Raw genomic sequence first — 17,072 nt, forward strand, 5'->3', positions numbered from 1 at the left:
CACAGAACCTGTTCCCTTCCCGTAGAACCTGTTCTACCTTGACGGCCCGTCAGGTAGAAGAGACGGAAGTGGCGACGGGGTACGAGATACGGGATACGGCGGTCGGCCGGTGCACGGGAGGACAGGCAGTGGACTTCACCTTCACCGAGGAACAGCAGGCCGTGGTCGAAGCGGCGCAGGCGCTCTTCGCGGATGTCGCGCCGGACGGGGTGCCGAGCCCCGCGCTCACGCCCGGCGCCGTCGCCGAGGACTTCGATCGCGCCCTGTGGTCCCGGCTGGCCGACGCCGACCTGCTGGGCGTCCTGATCGACACCGAGCAGGGCGGCGTGGGGCTGGACCCCATCGCGCTGTGCCTGGTGCTGCGCGAGGCCGCGAAGGTCCTCGCCCGGGTCCCGCTCCTGGAGAGCAGCGCCGTCGCGAGCGCCGTACAGGCGTACGGAAGCGACGAGTTGAAGCGGCGGATCCTCCCCGCGGCCGCCCGGGGCGAGCTGGTCCTGACCGTCGCCGCCCACGGCCGCACCGGCCACGACCCGGCCGAACTGTCCGTCACCGCACAGCGCGACGGCGACAGCTGGACCCTGGACGGACTGCAGACGAGCGTGCCGTGGGCGGACCACGCCGACCTCGTCGTCATACCCGCCCACACACCCGAGGGCCACCCGGTCCTCGCGCTCGTCCCCCGCGACCACGCGGGCCTCACCCGTGCCGAACAGTTCTCCACCAGCGGCGAGCGCCTGGGCGAACTCCACCTGGAAGGCGTGCGCGTCGCCGCCTCCGACGTCATCGAGGCCGACGGCGCCTGGGACACGCTGCGTGATCTGCTCACCACCGGGACCTGCGCGCTGGCGCTCGGCCTCGGCGAGGCAGTCCTGCGGATGACGAGTGAATACACCGGAAAGCGCGAGCAGTTCGGGCACCCGGTGGCGACCTTCCAGGCCGTGGCCGTGCAGGCCGCCGACCGCTACATCGACCTGCGCGCGATGGAGGTCACCCTCTGGCAGGCCGCCTGGCGCATCAGCTCCGGAGCGGGCGGCGCGCTGCCCGTCACGGGCGACGTGGCCGTGGCCAAGATCTGGGCGTCGGACGGCGTACGAAGGGTCGTCCAGACCGCCCAGCACCTGCACGGCGGCTTCGGCGCGGACACCGACTACTCCCTGCACCGCTATCACGCCTGGGCCAAACAGCTGGAGCTCTCACTCGGCCCGGCAGCCGCCCACGAGGAGGCGCTGGGCGACCTGCTGGCCGCCCACGCACTCGCCTGACCGGACGAGCGAGTAATCGGCGGTCAGACGACGGTGCCCGGCTGTCCCTTGTCGTCGACCACGGGGCGCCCCGCGGCCTCCCAGGCCTCCATGCCACCGGCGACGTTCGCCGCGTCGATGCCCTGCTGCGCGAGGTACATGGTGACCTGGGCGGAGCGTCCGCCGGAGCGGCAGATCACGTTGACCCGGCCGTCCTGCGGGGCGGCCTCGGTCAACTCGCCGTACCGGGAGACGAACTCACTCATCGGGATGTGCAGCGCGTCCGCGGCGTGACCGGCCTGCCATTCCTCGTCCTCGCGGACGTCCAGCAGAAAGTCGCCGCTCGAAAGGTCGTCGATACCGACCGTGGGCACCTGAGATCCGAAAGCCATGCCCCCGACGCTACCCGACCCCCGACGGCGCCAAGCCGTCAGCCGCCCCACGCCAAGCCGTCACCGTCCTGCCGCCCGCGCTACGCCGTGAGCCGCTGCAGCTCCGCCTCGCGCTCGGCGACCTGGGCGAGCAGCTGCTCGGCGATCTCGTCGAGGAGCGTGTCCGGGTCGTCGGGCGCCAGCCGCAGCATCCCGCCGATCGCGCTCTCCTCCAGCTCCTTGGCGAGGACCGAGAGGAGCTCCTTGCGCTGGGAGAGCCACTCCAGGCGGGCGTACAGCTCCTCGCTGCGGGTGAGCCGCTCCTCCTCGGGCACCGGGCCCGCGGCCCACTCCTCGGAGAGCTCCCGCAGGACCGCCTCGTCGCCACGGGCGTAGGCGGCGTTGACGCGCGTGATGAACTCCTCGCGCCGCTGCCGCTCACCCTCCTCCTGCGCCAGGTCCGGGTGCGCCTTGCGGACGAGGTCGCGGTAGAGCTTGCGGGCCTCCTCGCCCGGGCGCACCCGCTGCGGCGGCCGCACCGACTGGTCGGTGAGCATCGCGGCGGCCTCGGGGTAGAGCCCCTCGCCGTCCATCCAGCCGTGGAACAACTCCTCGACGCCCGGCATCGGCATCACCCGTGCCCGTGCCTCGTCCGCCTTGCGCCGGTCCTCGGGGTCGCCGGTGCGGGCCGCGGTGGCCTCGGCGATCTGTGCGTCGAGCTCGTCGAGGCGCGCGTACATCGGGCCGAGCTTCTGGTGGTGCAGGCGGGAGAAGTTCTCGACCTCCACGCGGAAGGTCTCCAGCGCGATCTCGTACTCGATCAGCGCCTGCTCGGCCGCGCGGACCGCTCTTTCGAGCCGCTCCTCGGGGCGTTCCTCCCGCCGCTCCTCCGGGGTGGCCGCGGCCCGCTCGGCGGACCGCTCCCTGAGGCGGGCCTTCAGCTGCTCCTTGAGCCGCCCTTCGGTACCCGCCTGCCGGGTCTCCGCTTCGGGAGTCTCAGGCGTCTCGGGCTGCGTCGGCTCGGCTTCCGGGGTCGTCACCCGACCAGCCTAGGCCACCGGGCGCCCCGCCCCGGAAACCCGCACCGGCCCCGGCACACGCCCGCCCCCGCCCGGCCGCCGCACGCCCCGCGATCCACCCCTCACACACCGGCCTCCGCCGCCACCCGACCCTCCTTGACCGCACCCACCAGCAGCGCGTGATCCGCCTCGGTCCGGTCCGCGTACGCCGTGGCGAACCGGGCCATCGCGTCGTCCAGCTGGTCGTTCTTGCCGCAGTACCCCGCTATGAGGCGCGGGTCCGCGCTGTGCGCGTGCGCGCGGGCCAGCAGGGCGCCGGTCATGCGGCCGTAGTCGTCCAGCTGGTCGGCGGCCAGCGCCGCTGGGTCGACGCTGCCCTTGCGGTTCCTGAACTGGCGTACCTGGAAAGGCCGTCCACCCACCGTCGTCCACCCCAGCAAGAAGTCGCTGATCACCTGCATGCGCTTCTGGCCGAGCACCACCCGGTGCCCTTCGTGCGCCGTCTCCGGCGCCTTGAACCCGGCCACCGGCAGATGCGGCAGCAGCGCGGAGGGCCGCGCCTCCTTGACCTGGAGCACCAGCGGCTCGCCCCGGTGGTCGAGCAGCAGCACCACGTACGACCGCAGGCCCACGCTGCCCGTGCCGACGACGCGGAATGCCACGTCCTGGATCGCGTACCGCGCGAGCAGCGGCAGCCGGTCCTCGGTCAGCGTCTCCAGATACTCCCCGAGCGCGCCGGCCACCGCGGCGGCCTCGCCGTCCGGCACCCGGCGCAGCACGGGCGGGGAGTCGACGAAGCGCCGCCCCACGGCTCCGGCCGCACCGCCCTCGTCGCCGTCCCCCTCGACGCGCTCGGTCGACTTCGCGGCGAACCGGGCGCTCGTGTTCTTCCTCGCCTTCTCGGAGACCCGCTCCAGGGTGCCGAGGAGGTCGCGCGCGTCCGCGTGCGAGACCAGCTCCTCGTCCGCGATGGCGTTCCACGCGTCGAGGACCGGGAGCTTCGCGAGCAGCCGCATGGTGCGGCGGTAGGCCCCCACGGCGTCCCGCGCGGCGTCCTGGCAGGTGTCCTCGGCCGCGCCCGCCTCGCGCCCCGCGAGCACCAGGGACGCGGCGAGCCGCTTGAGGTCCCACTCCCAGGGGCCGTGCACCGTCTCGTCGAAGTCGTTCAGGTCGATGACGAGGCCGCCGCGCGCGTCCCCGTACAACCCGAAGTTCGCCGCGTGCGCGTCTCCGCAGATCTGGGCGCCGATGCCCGTCATCGGGGTGCGCGCGAGGTCGTACCCCATCAGGCCCGCGGAGCCCCGCAGGAACGCGAAGGGGGAGGCGGCCATCCTGCCGACGCGGATCGGCGCGAGCTCAGGGAGCCGGCTGCGGTTGGACTCGCGCACCGCGGCCACCGGGTCGGGGCGCCCGCCGTCCACCACGAACTCCGCGTGCGAGGTCCGCGGCACCCGCTCCCGCAGCGCCTTGCCCTCTTTCTTCGGCGATCCCTGCACGGGCCACTCGGCGAACCCCGCCACCCGCGGCACCCGCTCGCCCCGCTGCCCGGGAATCCTCCCGTCGAGCCCCACCATGATCATCGCCCCCGCCGACCGTCGGCCAACCCCGGATCCGGCCTCGACCGTACCGCCGCACGCCGACCGGCGTCAGAGCCTGTGGATAACTTCGGTGACATACATCACGGCGCCCGAGCCTGCGCAGCGAACGGCACCACGAGTGGGCACAAAAAGAAGCGGTCCCCTTCCGGACTTTCGTCCGGAGGAGGACCGCTTCCTCATGGTGCGCGAGGGGGGAGTTGAACCCCCACGCCCTTTCGGGCACTGGAACCTGAATCCAGCGCGTCTGCCTATTCCGCCACCCGCGCATTGGGTGTTGTCTTTGGGTCCCGCCTTGGGGGGCGAGCGCCTGCCGACATCCAGAAGATTAGCACGCTGCAGACGGTGGATTCACATCCGTTTGGCGGGGGCACCTGGCCAAGTGCGGGTCCCGACCGGGCTTCGCCCCGCCCGGTCGGCGCCCGGACGCGAACCCGTCCCGCCCGACACCGCGGCCCCGTGCGACCCGACATCGCGGCCCCGTCCCGGCCGAGCTCGGCGAGGTCCACAGCCAGGTGCGGGACACTGGCTTTGGGCCCCCTCTACGATCCCTCGTAAAGGGAGACTCGAACCGGAGCTCCGAGCCACTGCCCGTACGGGGTGCCGGGGCAAGGAATCAGGGCTTCCTCAGGGGTCCTGGGAGGATCCTCTGGACCCTGGTGCGGGCATGCCTTGTGAGAGGCGACACTCGTCGATCGGGCGGACAGGGGGAACCAGCCGATTTCCCGGCGCGTGGATACGATCAGTAAGCAGTACCAGGATGACTACGACGGAGGAGGTGCCCCATGGGAGTCCTGAAGAAGTTCGAGCAACGTCTCGAAGGTCTGGTCAACGGCACCTTCGCCAAGGTCTTCAAGTCCGAGGTCCAGCCCGTCGAGATCGCCGGCGCCCTCCAGCGCGAGTGCGACAACAACGCGACGATCTGGAACCGCGAGCGGACGGTCGTCCCCAACGACTTCATCGTGGAGCTCAGCGCCCCCGACTTCGACCGGCTGAGTCCGTACTCGGGCCAGCTCGGCGACGAGCTCTCCGGCATGGTGCGTGACTACGCGAAGCAGCAGCGCTACAGCTTCATGGGTCCCATCAAGGTCCACCTGGAGAAGGCCGAGGACCTCGACACCGGGCTGTACCGGGTGCGCAGCCGCACGCTGGCCTCCAGCAGCTCCCAGGCGCCCGAGCGCGCCCCCGCGGCCCCCGGCGGCCCTGCCGCGGCTCCCGGTCGCGGTGCGGGCGGCCCAGGTGCCGCCGGCGGGGGCTACGGCTACCCGCAGCCGCCGTCCGGGACCCCCGGCGGCCCGCCTCCCATGCCCGCCGCGCCGCCGCCCGGCGCGGGCCGTCCCGGCGGGCAGTCCCCGGCACCGAGCAGGCCCCAGGGCCCCGGCGCCGGTCCACTACCGGGCGCCCAGGTGCGGCGCTGGATCGAGATCAACGGCAATCGCCATCAGATCTCCCGCCCGACGCTGGTGCTGGGTCGCAGCACCGACGCCGATGTGCGGATCGACGACCCCGGCGTATCGCGCCGGCACTGTGAGATCCGGACCGGAACGCCCTCGACGATCCAGGATCTCGGGTCCACCAACGGCATCGTGGTGGACGGGCAGCACACCACCCGCGCTACGCTCCGCGACGGCTCGCGGATCGTCGTGGGTCAAACCACCATCGTTTACCGGCAAGCCGAAGGGTGAAGCGGGGGCAATGTCAGAGCTGACCCTGACGGTCATGCGGCTAGGTTTCCTAGCCGTTCTGTGGCTGTTCGTGATCGTGGCCGTCCAGGTCATCCGCAGCGACCTGTTCGGAACGCGTGTCACCCAGCGCGGTTCGCGCCGGGAGCGTCCCCAGCAGGCCGCCCGCCAGCAGCAGGCCGCCGCGCCTGTGCCGCAGCGGCAGCAGGGCGGCGGTGGCCGGCAGCGGCGCGGCGCCCCCAGCAAGCTGGTCGTCTCCGAGGGCATCCTCGCCGGGACGACCGTCGCGCTGCAGGGCCAGACCATCACGCTGGGCCGGGCGCACGACTCCACGATCGTGCTGGACGACGACTACGCCTCCAGCAGGCATGCCAGGATCTACCCGGACCGTGACGGCCAGTGGATCGTCGAGGATCTCGGGTCCACCAACGGCACGTATCTCGACCGGACCCGACTCACCACCCCGACGCCCGTTCCGCTGGGCGCGCCGATCCGCATCGGCAAGACCGTCATCGAGCTGCGGAAGTAGTACTACGTCATGACAGAGCGCGAGCGGAGCGAGCGAGCCGAAACGGCTGTCCAGGCACTGGACGCCGGCGCGCTCCCGACCGGAGGGTGGGCACCGTGCGGATGTACCCGGAGCCGACGGGCGAGGTGCGCATGAGTCTGTCTTTGCGCTTCGCCGCCGGATCGCACAAAGGCATGATCCGGGAGGGGAACGAGGACTCCGGTTACGCCGGCCCGCGCCTCCTCGCGATCGCCGACGGCATGGGTGGCCAGGCCGCGGGCGAGGTGGCGAGCTCCGAGGTCATCTCGACCCTCGTCACGCTCGACGACGACGTCCCGGGCTCGGACATCCTGACGTCGCTGGGCACCGCCGTGCAGCGGGCCAACGACCAGCTGCGCGTGATGGTCGAGGAGGACCCCCAGCTCGAGGGCATGGGCACGACCCTGACCGCCCTCCTGTGGACGGGCCAGCGCCTCGGTCTCGTCCACGTCGGCGACTCGCGCGCGTACCTCCTGCGGGACGGCGTGCTCACGCAGATCACCCAGGACCACACCTGGGTGCAGCGCCTCGTCGACGAGGGCCGGATCACCGAGGAAGAGGCCACCACCCACCCGCAGAGGTCGCTCCTCATGCGCGCGCTGGGCAGCGGCGACCACGTGGAGCCGGATCTGTCGATCCGCGAGGTCCGCGCCGGCGACCGCTACCTGATCTGCTCGGACGGCCTCTCCGGAGTCGTCTCGCACCAGACCATGGAGGACACCCTCGCCTCCTACCAGGGCCCCCAGGAGACCGTGCAGGAGCTGATCCAGCTCGCGCTGCGCGGCGGTGGCCCCGACAACATCACCGTGATCGTCGCCGACGTCCTGGACATCGACAGCGGCGACACCCTCGCGGGACAGCTGTCCGACACCCCCGTGGTGGTCGGCGCGGTCGCCGAGAACCAGCTCCAGTCGCAGGACGACGGCGCCATGCAGACGCCCGCGGGGCGCGCCTCCGGGCTCGGCCGTCCGGTCCCGACGCAGCCCTCGGGCGGCGGCGGCTTCGGCCCGCCCGGCAGCGGCGACACCACGGGGTACGTACCCGAGGGCAGCTTCGGGTCCTATGACGACGATGACTTCGTCAAGCCCGGCGGCGGCCGCAAGTGGCTCAAGAGATCCCTGTACGGGGCGCTCGCCCTCGCCGTCATCGCCGGTGGCCTCTACGGCGGCTACCGCTGGACGCAGACCCAGTACTACGTGGGTACGAAGGACGAGCACATCGCCCTGTACCGGGGCATCGACCAGGATCTGGCCTGGGTCAGTCTGTCGAAGGTCGAGAAGGACCACCCCGAGATCGAACTCAAGTACCTGCCGCCGTACCAGCGCAAGCAGGTCGAGGGGACGATCCCCGAGGACAACCTCGACGACGCCAAGGGCAAGGTCGACGAGTTGGGCGTGCAGGCCTCCGCGTGCAAGAAGGAAGCCGAGCGCCGCGAGGTCGAGCGCGAGAACAACGCCAAGACCGGTGAGGGCGAAGCCGGTGGCACCGAGGGCCGGCGCAAGCCGACGGGCCCTGACTCCACGACCGCCCCGCCCGTCGGGGACGACAAGAACGACAAGAACAGCTCGACCGACAAGAACAAGTCCAAGACCGCACCGACTCCCACACCCGGCCCCAGCCTCTCCGACGATGAGCAGAAGCTGGTCCCGCTGTGCGGTAAGCAGTAAGCAGCCGTTGGGGGCCTTTGCACGCCATGAGCAGTACTACACACACGTCGACGATCGGCGCGATCGGTGCGCCGAGCCGGCGCAACACCGAGCTCGCGCTGCTTGCGTTCGCAGTCGTCATTCCGCTGTTCGCCTACATGAACGTGGGCCTGGCCATCGACGGCAAGGTGCCGTCCGGCATGCTCGGCTACGGTGCGGGCCTCGGCCTGCTCGCCGCGGTGGGCCACCTCGTCGTCCGCAAGTTCGCGGCCTACGCGGATCCGCTGCTGCTGCCGCTCGCCACCCTGCTGAACGGCCTGGGCCTGGTGCTGATCTGGCGGCTCGACCAGTCCGAGCGCCTGCAGCAGCTGCCGGACTTCAGCCCCGCGGCGCCGAACCAGCTCAAGTACTCCGCGATCGGCATCGCCCTGTTCGTCGGTGTGCTGCTGCTCCTCAAGGACCACCGCGTCCTGCAGCGCTACACCTACATCTCCATGGTCGCGTCCCTGGTGCTGCTGCTCCTGCCACTCGTGCCGGGGCTCGGCATGAACGTCTTCGGCGCGAAGATCTGGATCCACGTCGGCGGATTCTCCATCCAGCCCGGTGAGTTCGCGAAGATCGTCATCGCGATCTTCTTCGCCGGCTACCTGATGGTGAAGCGCGACGCCCTCGCCCTGGCCAGCCGTCGCTTCATGGGCCTGTACCTGCCGCGCGGGCGCGACCTCGGGCCGATCATCGTCGTCTGGGCCATGTCGATCCTCATCCTGGTCTTCGAGACCGACCTCGGTACGTCACTGCTGTTCTTCGGCATGTTCGTCGTCATGCTGTACGTCGCCACGGAGCGCACCAGCTGGATCGTCTTCGGTCTGCTGATGTCCGCGGTCGGCGCCGTCGCCGTGGCGAGCTTCGAACCGCACATCCAGACGCGTGTGCAGGCCTGGCTCAACCCGTTGCGCGAGTACAAGCTCAGCCAGGCCGGCGTCCAGGACGGTGTCCTCCACTCCGAGCAGGCGATGCAGGCCCTGTGGGCCTTCGGCTCCGGCGGCACCCTCGGTTCCGGTCTCGGCCAGGGCCACTCGGACCTGATCAAGTTCGCCGCCAACTCCGACTTCATCCTCGCCACCTTCGGCGAGGAGCTCGGGCTCGCCGGCATCATGGCGATCCTGCTCATCTACGGGCTGATCGTCGAGCGCGGCGTCCGCACGGCGCTCGCCGCCCGCGACCCGTTCGGCAAGCTCCTCGCGATCGGCCTCTCCGGAGCCTTCGCCATCCAGGTCTTCGTCGTCGCGGGCGGCGTCATGGGCCTGATCCCGCTGACCGGTATGACCATGCCCTTCCTGGCGTACGGCGGTTCCTCCGTCATCGCCAACTGGGCGCTGATCGGCATCCTGATCAGGATCAGCGACACCGCGCGCCGCCCGGCCCCGTCCCCCGCCCCGAACCCAGACGCCGAGATGACCCAGGTGGTCCGACCGTGAACAAGCCCCTGCGCCGGATCGCGATCTTCTGCGGGCTGCTCATCCTCGCCCTGCTCGCCCGGGACAACTGGCTCCAGTACGTCCAGGCGGATTCGCTCGCCAAGGACGACAAGAACCGCCGCGTCACCATCGAGCGCTACTCCCAGCCGCGCGGCGACATCATCGTCGACGGCAAGCCGATCACCGGCTCGAAGGCGACGCCAGGCAACGACCTCAAGTACAAGCGCACCTGGAAGGACGGGCCCATGTGGGCCCCCGTCACCGGCTACTCCTCGCAGCGCATGGGCGCCACCCAGCTGGAGAGCATCGACGACGGCATCCTCACCGGCAACGACGACCGGCTCTTCTTCCGCCGCACCCTGGACATGCTGACCGGCGAGAAGAAGGAGGGCGGCAACGTCGTCACCACCCTCAACTCCGCCGCGCAGAAGGCCGCGTACGAAGGCCTGAAGGGGCGCGGCAAGGGTGCCGTCGCCGCGCTCGACCCGTCCACGGGCGCGATCCTGGCGCTCGCCTCCACGCCGTCGTACGACCCCGGTGACTTCGCGGGCAACACCAACGCGGAGGCCGAGAAGTACCTCAGCCTGGAAAAGGACAAGGACAAGCCGATGGTCAACCGCGCGCTGCGCGAGACCTATCCGCCCGGCTCCACCTTCAAGGTGGTCACGGCGGCGGCCGCCCTGGAGCACAACCTCTACGAAGGCATCGACAGCAAGACGGACTCGCCGGACCCCTGGACGATGCCGAACACGACGCAGCCGCTGCCGAACGAGGGGCACATCCCCTGCAAGAACGCCACCCTGCGTGAGGCGCTTCGCTGGTCCTGCAACACCGTCTTCGGCAAGATCGGCTCCGATCTCGGCAAGGACAAGATGCTGGAGACGGCGAAGAAGTTCGGCTTCAACGAGCAGCAGTTCGTGCCCGTGCGCTCCAACGCCTCCAACTTCCCCGAGGACATGGACCGGCCGCAGACCGCGCTGTCCTCCATCGGCCAGTTCGAGACGGCCGCGACGCCGCTGCAGATGGCCATGGTCGCCTCCGCGGTCGCCAACGACGGCACGCTCATGGAGCCGTACATGGTGAGCGAGCTGCAGGCGCGCAACCTGGACACCATCGAGAAGCACTCGCCCAAGGAGATGAGCGAGCCCCTCTCGAAGGAGAACGCGCAGAAGCTCCAGGAAATGATGGAGACGGTGGTCGAGAAGGGCACCGGAACCATGGCGAAGATCCCGGGCGTCACCGTCGGCGGTAAGACGGGTACGGCGCAGCACGGCGTGGCGAACAGCAAGAACCCCTACGCCTGGTTCATCTCGTACGCGAAGACGGACTCCGGGTCGCCGGTCGCCGTCGCCGTGGTCGTCGAGGACAGTGACGCCAGCCGCCAGGACATCTCCGGTGGCGGTCTCGCCGCGCCGATCGCCAAGGACGTGATGAAGGCGGTCATCGACAGCAAGAAGTGACCCCCGTCACGGCCCCTCCACATCGGTGCACGTTGCGGTACCGGTCCGGTATCGGGTGACGGCCGCGGCCGGGTCACGCAAGTGGAGCCGGGTACCGTATGCCCGGACAGCACACCGCCGGACCACACAACGGTGCGGTCGGGACCGACGGAGAGGGCTGGATTAGCTATGGAAGAGCCGCGTCGCCTCGGCGGCCGGTACGAGCTGGGCCAGGTGCTCGGCCGTGGTGGCATGGCCGAGGTGTACCTCGCGCACGACACCCGGCTCGGCCGCACCGTGGCGGTGAAGACGCTGCGGGTGGACCTCGCTCGTGACCCGTCCTTCCAGGCCCGGTTCCGCCGGGAGGCCCAGTCGGCCGCCTCGCTCAACCACCCGGCGATCGTCGCGGTCTACGACACCGGCGAGGACTACGTCGACGGGGTCTCCATCCCGTACATCGTGATGGAGTACGTCGACGGCTCCACGCTGCGCGAGCTCCTGCACTCCGGTCGCAAGCTGCTGCCCGAGCGGGCCATGGAGATGACGATCGGCATCCTCCAGGCCCTGGAGTACTCGCACCGCAACGGCATCGTGCACCGCGACATCAAGCCCGCGAACGTCATGCTGACGCGCAACGGCCAGGTCAAGGTGATGGACTTCGGCATCGCCCGCGCCATGGGCGACTCCGGCATGACCATGACGCAGACCGCCGCGGTGATCGGCACGGCGCAGTACCTCTCGCCCGAGCAGGCCAAGGGCGAGCAGGTCGACGCCCGCTCCGACCTCTACTCCACCGGCTGTCTCCTCTACGAGCTGCTCACCGTCCGGCCGCCCTTCGTGGGCGACTCCCCGGTCGCGGTGGCCTACCAGCATGTACGAGAGGAGCCGCAGGCCCCGAGCGTCTTCGACGGCGAGATCACGCCGGAGATGGACGCCATCGTCCTGAAGGCCCTCACCAAGGACCCGGACTACCGCTACCAGTCGGCAGACGACATGCGCGCCGACATCGAGGCCTGCCTGGACGGCCAGCCGGTCGCCGCGACCGCCGCCATGGGCGCGGTGGGTTACGGCGGGGCCGACGGCTACGGCAACGACCAGCAGACCGCGATGCTGCGCCCGCAGCACGGCCAGGGCCAGACGTCGATGATGCCGCCGGTCACGCCGGGCGACGGGGGTTACGACGACGGCCGGGGGCGCCGCAAGAAGAGCAACACCTCGACGTGGCTGCTCGTCCTCGCCGGCGTCCTGGTCCTGGTGGGGGCGATCCTCATCGGGAAGTGGGCGTTCACCGGGGGCGGCGGGGACGACGCCACCAAGGCGCCGGACTTCGTGGGCGAGTCCTACAAGGAGGCCCAGGAGTCGGCGGAGAACGTCGGCCTCAAGCTGGAGCTCGGCAAGCGCGAGCCGTGCGAGAAGTACCCCAAGGGTCAGATCTGCGATCAGGACCCGGGGGCGGACGCGAAGGTCAAGAAGGGCGACACCATCACGGTGACAGTGTCGACCGGCGCGCCCAAGGTCGCGGTGCCGAACGTCATCTCCCTGGACGAGGAAACCGCCACAAAGAAGCTCAAGAGCGACAAGTACCAGTTCGACGTCACCACCAAGTCCCGGGAGTCCACCGAGGATCCGGGCACGGTTCTGGAACAGGACCCGACCTCGGGCTCCGAGGTCCAGAAGGGCAGCAAGGTCACGCTGGTCGTGGCCAAGAAGAAGGCGCAGTCCACGGTTCCCAGCGTGGCGGGCAAGACCTGGGAAGAAGCCAAGAAGCAGATCGAGGCCAACGACCTGGTGGCGCAGCGCGAGGACGTCGCCAGCGAGGAGGTCGAGGCGGGCAAGGTCATCCAGACCACGCCGTCCGCGGGCTCGTCGGCCGACCCCGGTTCCACGGTGACCGTCCAGGTCGCCAAGAAGGCCGAGGAGAGCACCGTCCCGCAGCTCGCCGGCCAGAAGCTGAAGGACGCCCGCAAGGCCATCGAGGACGCGGGCCTGAGCGTCGGCACCATCAACGGCCCGCAGGACGACGACGCCCTCGTGTACATGTCCCAGCCCCGCGCGGGTGAGAAGGCGGCCCCCGGCAGCGCGGTCACCCTGACGACCGTGGGCGGGAACGGCAACGGGAACGGCGGCAACGGCGGCGGAGACCAGGGCGGCGGGAACGGTCTCGTCGGTGGTCTCGGCGACTGGGGCAGGCACGGCGACGACTGACAGCACCGCCTGTCCAGCACCCTCTGTCCACGCAGAAGCCCCGGTACCGCTGAGCGGTACCGGGGCTTCTGCGTGGATCCGTTGCGTGGAGCCGCATGTGGCCGGGCGGGGCGGGCCTACTTCAGCTCCGGCGGCGGCGTCCGCTTGGCGTCGACCTTCTCGGTGCGCTCCAACTCGCCCCAGACCACGTAGCGGTAGCGCGAGGTGTAGACCGGCGTGCAGGTGGTGAGCGTGATGTAGCGGCCCGGCTTCTTGACGCCCGACTCCTTCGGGACGTCGTCCAGGACCTTCACGTTGAACTTCGAGGTCTCGGGCAGCGTCGCGTACACCTTGTACACGTACCAGGTGTCCCGGGACTCGAAGACGATCGCGTCGCCCTTCTCGATCTTGTCGATCTTGTGGAACTTCGCGCCGTGGCCGTCGCGGTGCGCGGCCAGCGCGAAGTTGCCCTTCTTGGACTCGGGCAGCGCGGACTTGACCGGGTCCTTGTAATAGCCGGCGACGCCGTCGTTGAGGACCTTGCTGCTGGTGCCGCCCTTGACGAGCACCTCGCCGTTGCCCATCGCGGGCACGTGCAGAAAGCCGATGCCGTCCTTGGTGTCGATCTTTCCGGGGCCGCTCGCCCAGTGGTCGCGCACCCGGTCGCCCTGCTTGTGCGCCTCGCGGTCCGCCACGACGTTCGTCCACCACAGCGAGTAGACGACGAAGAGACCGAGCACGAGCCCTGCCGTGATGAGGAGTTCGCCGAAGACGCTGACCGCGGTGGCGATGCGGCCGCGGCCCCGGCCGCGTGGTGCGGGGGACGGTGCGGGCGCCTCGGCCTGCTTCTCGTCGTCGTCGGTCGTGGCTGCCACTCGATCTGCCCCGTTCTCACCGTTCTAGTTCACGAGCGCGCCGGGCTTGCCCTTGCTGCGCGGCCGTTCCTCGACCATCTTGCCCCAGACGATCATTCGATACTTACTCGTGAATTCCGGGGTACAGGTGGTCAGTGTGATGTACCGGCCCGGTTTGGTGAACCCCGAGCCCGGCGGGACGGGCCCGATCACGCTCGTGTTGCCCGGGGAGGTCTGCGGCAGGATGCTCGCCATCTTGTAGACGAAGTACTTGTCCTGCGTCTCCACCACGATCGGGTCGCCCGGCTTCAGGTGGTTGATGTAGCGGAACGGTTCACCATGGGTGTTGCGGTGCCCCGCGACCGCGAAGTTGCCCTGTTTCGCGTCGGGCATCGGCGTCTTGGTGCGGCCCTCGCTGTAGTGGCCGACCATGCCCCGGTCGAGCACCTGGTGTTTGTCGATGCCCTCGGCGACCGGCACGACGACGTCCAGGCGCGGGATGTGCAGCAGCGCGAACCCCTGCCCCGGCTCGAAGGCCCCCGGCTTGCCCTTGCCCTTGGCCCAGCTCTCCTGGAGATCGTGGGCGGCGCCGTCCGCCTGCTGGTGGGCCCGGATGTTGGTCCACCACAGCTGGTACGTGACGAACAGCAGCATCAGGACGCCGACGGTGATGAAGACCTCGCCGAGGCCCCGGCTGATCACGGCGCCGGGCGACGGCCTGCGGGCGCGCTCCGCGCGGCGGGCCTCAAGACGGGAGAGCGGTGCGGCGCCCGACCCGGTCCTGGGGGCGTCGGCACGGTCGGCGGTCGCGCGCGTTCCGCCCTTCTTCGCGGCCTTGCGGCGGGCCGCTCGGCCGCCCTCCGCGGGGCGGTCGGTCGCGGTCTCCTGCCCGGCTATTCGACGGGTGTCCGCCGTCCGCAGCCCCACCGTCTCGTCGTCGCGGGCCGGTTGGGCCGGCTGAGTCGGCCGTGTCGACTGTGCCGGCTGTGTCGGTTGCGCCGGCTCGGGGGCGTAGGCGCCGTACAGCTGCTCGTACGTGGGTTCCTGCGGGGGCCCGGACCGGGGCTCGGGGTCCGTCGGCCGCCGCGCCCCGTACCAGTCCCGGGCGTACCCCTCGGGGTCGTACCACTCCTGCTTCGGGGGCTCGGCGGACTGCTGCGGCTGCTGCGGCTGCGGCTGCTGCTCCGGTTGCTGCGGCTCCGGCTCGGTCGTGGGGCCGCTGCGGAACCATGGCGAGGGGTGCTGGCCCGCGGCGGGGCGCTGCCCCGGCAGCGGGTCCGTCAGCGGGTCGTCCAGATCGTCGACCGCCGCCTCGAACGCGCCCTCGTCCCCGTACGCGCCCTCGTCCCCGTACGCGCCTTCGTCCCCGTACGCGCCGTTCGCGTCGTACGGGGCTCCGGAGGGGTCGCGCTCGGGGCGCAGGTCGGTCACGCCGTGGCCCGGCCCACCACCGGGGCCAGCCCACTCGATCTCCCGACGGCCCCCGTGTCGCCGCACTCCACCAGCCAGTTGGCGAGCATCAGATGGCCGTGCTCGGTCAGCACCGACTCGGGGTGGAACTGCACGCCCTCGACCGGGAGTTCACGGTGGCGCAGGCCCATGATGATCCCGTCCTCCGTGCGCGCGGTGACCTCCAGGTCGGCCGGGACGGTGGCCGGCTCGGCGGCCAGCGAGTGGTAGCGCGTCGCGGTGAACGGCGACGGCAGCCCCGCGAAGACGCCCCGGCCCTCGTGGCGGACGAGCGAGGTCTTGCCGTGCAGCAGCTCCGGGGCGCGGTCCACCACGCCGCCGTACGCCACCGCCATGGACTGCATGCCGAGGCAGACGCCGAAGACGGGCACGCCGGTGGCGGCGCAGTGCCGCACCATCTCCACGCAGACGCCCGCCTGTTCCGGGGTGCCGGGGCCCGGCGAGAGCAGCACGCCGTCGAAGCCGTCCTGCGCGTGCCGGAGCTCGACCTCGTCGTTGCGCACGACCTCGCACTCGGCGCCCAGCTGGTACAGGTACTGGACGAGGTTGAAGACGAAGCTGTCGTAGTTGTCCACGACGAGGACACGGCTGCGGCGCGCGCCGCTCGGAGTACTCACTGGCCGTCCACGGTGACGTCGTTGAAGGGCAGCAGCGGTTCCGCCCACGGGAAGACGTACTGGAACAGCACATAGACGACCGCGAGGACGAGCACCAGCGAAATCAGTGCCCTGATCCATGCGTTTCCCGGCAGATGCCGCCAGATCCAGCCGTACATGCCGTCCCTTCCGTCGCGTACGGCAGGGCCTCCCTCGCCGTACGGCACCAGACTAACGGCGCAGTGCCTCCGGTTTCCCGGCCTCCACGGGCTGGGTGGCATCCAGATGGGCCCAGGCGATCAGCCGGTGGCTGTGGCCCCACTCCGGTTCGCAGGTCGTCAGGGTGAGGTAGCGCCCGGGGCCGTCGTAGCCGGACTTGCGCGGCACGGGGTCGATGACACCGATGTCGCCGGGGAGCGTGCGGTAGGGCTTCTTGTCGACGCGGTACGTGAACCAGGTCGTGCCGTCGGTCAGGACGACGGGGTCGCCGGGGCGCAGCTTCGGGAAGTCCTTGAAGGGGTCGCCATAGGTGCGGCGGTGGCCGGCCACGGAGAAGTTGCCCTTCTGTCCGAGCGGGGCGGTGGAGGCGTAGTGGCCGAGGCCCTTCTTGAGGACGTCGGTGCCGGTGCCCTGGAGCACGGGCTTGTTCCACGTGAAACCGAACCGCGGGATGTACATGACGGCGAAGGCCTTGCCGTCCTTGTAGGGGGCCGGTTTCCCCGGCGAGCTCTCGGCGGGTCCCGCGGGTCCCGTCCCGGCCGGCCCGTCGTCCGCGCCGGTGGAGACCGCGCCCCGCGCCCACCGGTCCTGCAGCTCGTCGATCTGGCCGTCCATGGCGTGGTCGGCCTTCACGCCGGTCCAGAACAGGACGTACCCGACGAAGAGCACGATCAATGCGCCGACGGTGATGCACAGTTCGCTCAACGTCCTGACGAGCACTCGCACCGACA

15 protein-coding genes and 1 tRNA gene are annotated in these 17,072 nt (G+C 70.5%); 7 read left to right on the top strand and 9 right to left on the bottom strand.

The genetic code is table 11. The features are described from left to right. Positions 1-128 precede the first annotated feature (128 nt). Positions 129-1,262, top strand: a complete 1,134-nt coding sequence (locus ACFYO9_RS24395; protein ID WP_358777877.1) for an acyl-CoA dehydrogenase family protein — start codon at positions 129-131, stop codon at positions 1,260-1,262. A 23-nt stretch (positions 1,263-1,285) separates the two neighbouring features. Here ACFYO9_RS24395 and ACFYO9_RS24400 read toward each other — a convergent pair whose 3' ends face one another. From ACFYO9_RS24400 to ACFYO9_RS24415, 4 genes are all read right to left on the bottom strand, one after another. Next, positions 1,286-1,633, bottom strand: coding sequence for a rhodanese-like domain-containing protein (locus tag ACFYO9_RS24400; protein ID WP_355812295.1), 348 nt, complete (start codon positions 1,631-1,633; stop codon positions 1,286-1,288). A gap of 80 nt (positions 1,634-1,713) precedes the next feature. Beyond that, positions 1,714-2,652 (bottom strand): hypothetical protein, encoded by a 939-nt coding sequence (locus tag ACFYO9_RS24405; RefSeq protein ID WP_358777876.1) that lies wholly within the window; start codon positions 2,650-2,652, stop codon positions 1,714-1,716. A 101-nt stretch (positions 2,653-2,753) separates the two neighbouring features. Continuing rightward, positions 2,754-4,211 carry a DUF2252 domain-containing protein gene (locus ACFYO9_RS24410; RefSeq protein ID WP_355812289.1) on the bottom strand — a complete coding sequence of 486 codons (1,458 nt, stop codon included), beginning with the start codon at positions 4,209-4,211 and terminating at the stop codon, positions 2,754-2,756. A gap of 197 nt (positions 4,212-4,408) precedes the next feature. After that, positions 4,409-4,495 (bottom strand) — tRNA-Leu (locus tag ACFYO9_RS24415). A 516-nt stretch (positions 4,496-5,011) separates the two neighbouring features. Between ACFYO9_RS24415 and ACFYO9_RS24420 the strand changes: the two genes are divergently transcribed. The 6 genes from ACFYO9_RS24420 (at position 5,012) to pknB (ending at position 13,223) form a co-directional block, all read left to right on the top strand. Then, positions 5,012-5,911, top strand: coding sequence for a DUF3662 and FHA domain-containing protein (locus ACFYO9_RS24420; RefSeq protein WP_355812286.1), 900 nt, complete (start codon positions 5,012-5,014; stop codon positions 5,909-5,911). Positions 5,912-5,921: 10 nt separating this feature from the next. Further along, positions 5,922-6,437 carry an FHA domain-containing protein gene (locus ACFYO9_RS24425; protein ID WP_358711043.1) on the top strand — a complete coding sequence of 172 codons (516 nt, stop codon included), beginning with the start codon at positions 5,922-5,924 and terminating at the stop codon, positions 6,435-6,437. Positions 6,438-6,568: 131 nt separating this feature from the next. Next, entirely contained in the window at positions 6,569-8,122 is a 1,554-nt protein-coding gene (locus ACFYO9_RS24430) for a Stp1/IreP family PP2C-type Ser/Thr phosphatase (RefSeq protein ID WP_355812282.1), read from the top strand. Between the two features lie 26 nt (positions 8,123-8,148). Continuing rightward, positions 8,149-9,579: an FtsW/RodA/SpoVE family cell cycle protein gene (locus ACFYO9_RS24435; RefSeq protein ID WP_355812279.1), complete on the top strand. Its 1,431-nt coding sequence runs from the start codon at positions 8,149-8,151 to the stop codon at positions 9,577-9,579. Further along, positions 9,576-11,039 carry a penicillin-binding protein 2 gene (locus ACFYO9_RS24440; protein ID WP_358777875.1) on the top strand — a complete coding sequence of 488 codons (1,464 nt, stop codon included), beginning with the start codon at positions 9,576-9,578 and terminating at the stop codon, positions 11,037-11,039. The genes ACFYO9_RS24435 and ACFYO9_RS24440 overlap by 4 nt, the downstream gene beginning before the upstream one ends. Before the next feature lie 168 nt (positions 11,040-11,207). Next, positions 11,208-13,223: a Stk1 family PASTA domain-containing Ser/Thr kinase gene (gene pknB, locus ACFYO9_RS24445; protein WP_358777874.1), complete on the top strand. Its 2,016-nt coding sequence runs from the start codon at positions 11,208-11,210 to the stop codon at positions 13,221-13,223. Positions 13,224-13,339: 116 nt separating this feature from the next. On the opposite strand, the gene ACFYO9_RS24450 is transcribed toward pknB, so the two are convergent. Genes ACFYO9_RS24450 through ACFYO9_RS24470 form a run of 5 tightly spaced genes read right to left on the bottom strand, consistent with a single transcriptional unit; the run spans position 13,340 to position 17,067 of the window. Then, positions 13,340-14,077: a class E sortase gene (locus ACFYO9_RS24450; RefSeq protein WP_358777873.1), complete on the bottom strand. Its 738-nt coding sequence runs from the start codon at positions 14,075-14,077 to the stop codon at positions 13,340-13,342. Positions 14,078-14,101: 24 nt separating this feature from the next. Next, positions 14,102-15,487, bottom strand: a complete 1,386-nt coding sequence (locus tag ACFYO9_RS24455; protein WP_388666565.1) for a class E sortase — start codon at positions 15,485-15,487, stop codon at positions 14,102-14,104. Continuing rightward, positions 15,484-16,143, bottom strand: a complete 660-nt coding sequence (locus tag ACFYO9_RS24460) for an aminodeoxychorismate/anthranilate synthase component II (RefSeq protein WP_355812264.1) — start codon at positions 16,141-16,143, stop codon at positions 15,484-15,486. Before ACFYO9_RS24460 ends, ACFYO9_RS24455 begins: the two co-directional genes overlap by 4 nt. Then, complete coding sequence (locus ACFYO9_RS24465) at positions 16,140-16,301, bottom strand: hypothetical protein (protein WP_355812261.1); 162 nt, start codon at positions 16,299-16,301, stop codon at positions 16,140-16,142. Before ACFYO9_RS24465 ends, ACFYO9_RS24460 begins: the two co-directional genes overlap by 4 nt. A gap of 52 nt (positions 16,302-16,353) precedes the next feature. Beyond that, the gene (locus tag ACFYO9_RS24470; protein WP_355812258.1) at positions 16,354-17,067 is read right to left on the bottom strand and encodes a class E sortase; all 714 of its coding nucleotides are present in this window, start codon (positions 17,065-17,067) and stop codon (positions 16,354-16,356) included. Between the last annotated feature and the right edge of the window lie 5 nt (positions 17,068-17,072).

This window comes from Streptomyces sp. NPDC005863, assembly GCF_042871345.1.
Lineage (GTDB): Bacteria > Actinomycetota > Actinomycetes > Streptomycetales > Streptomycetaceae > Streptomyces.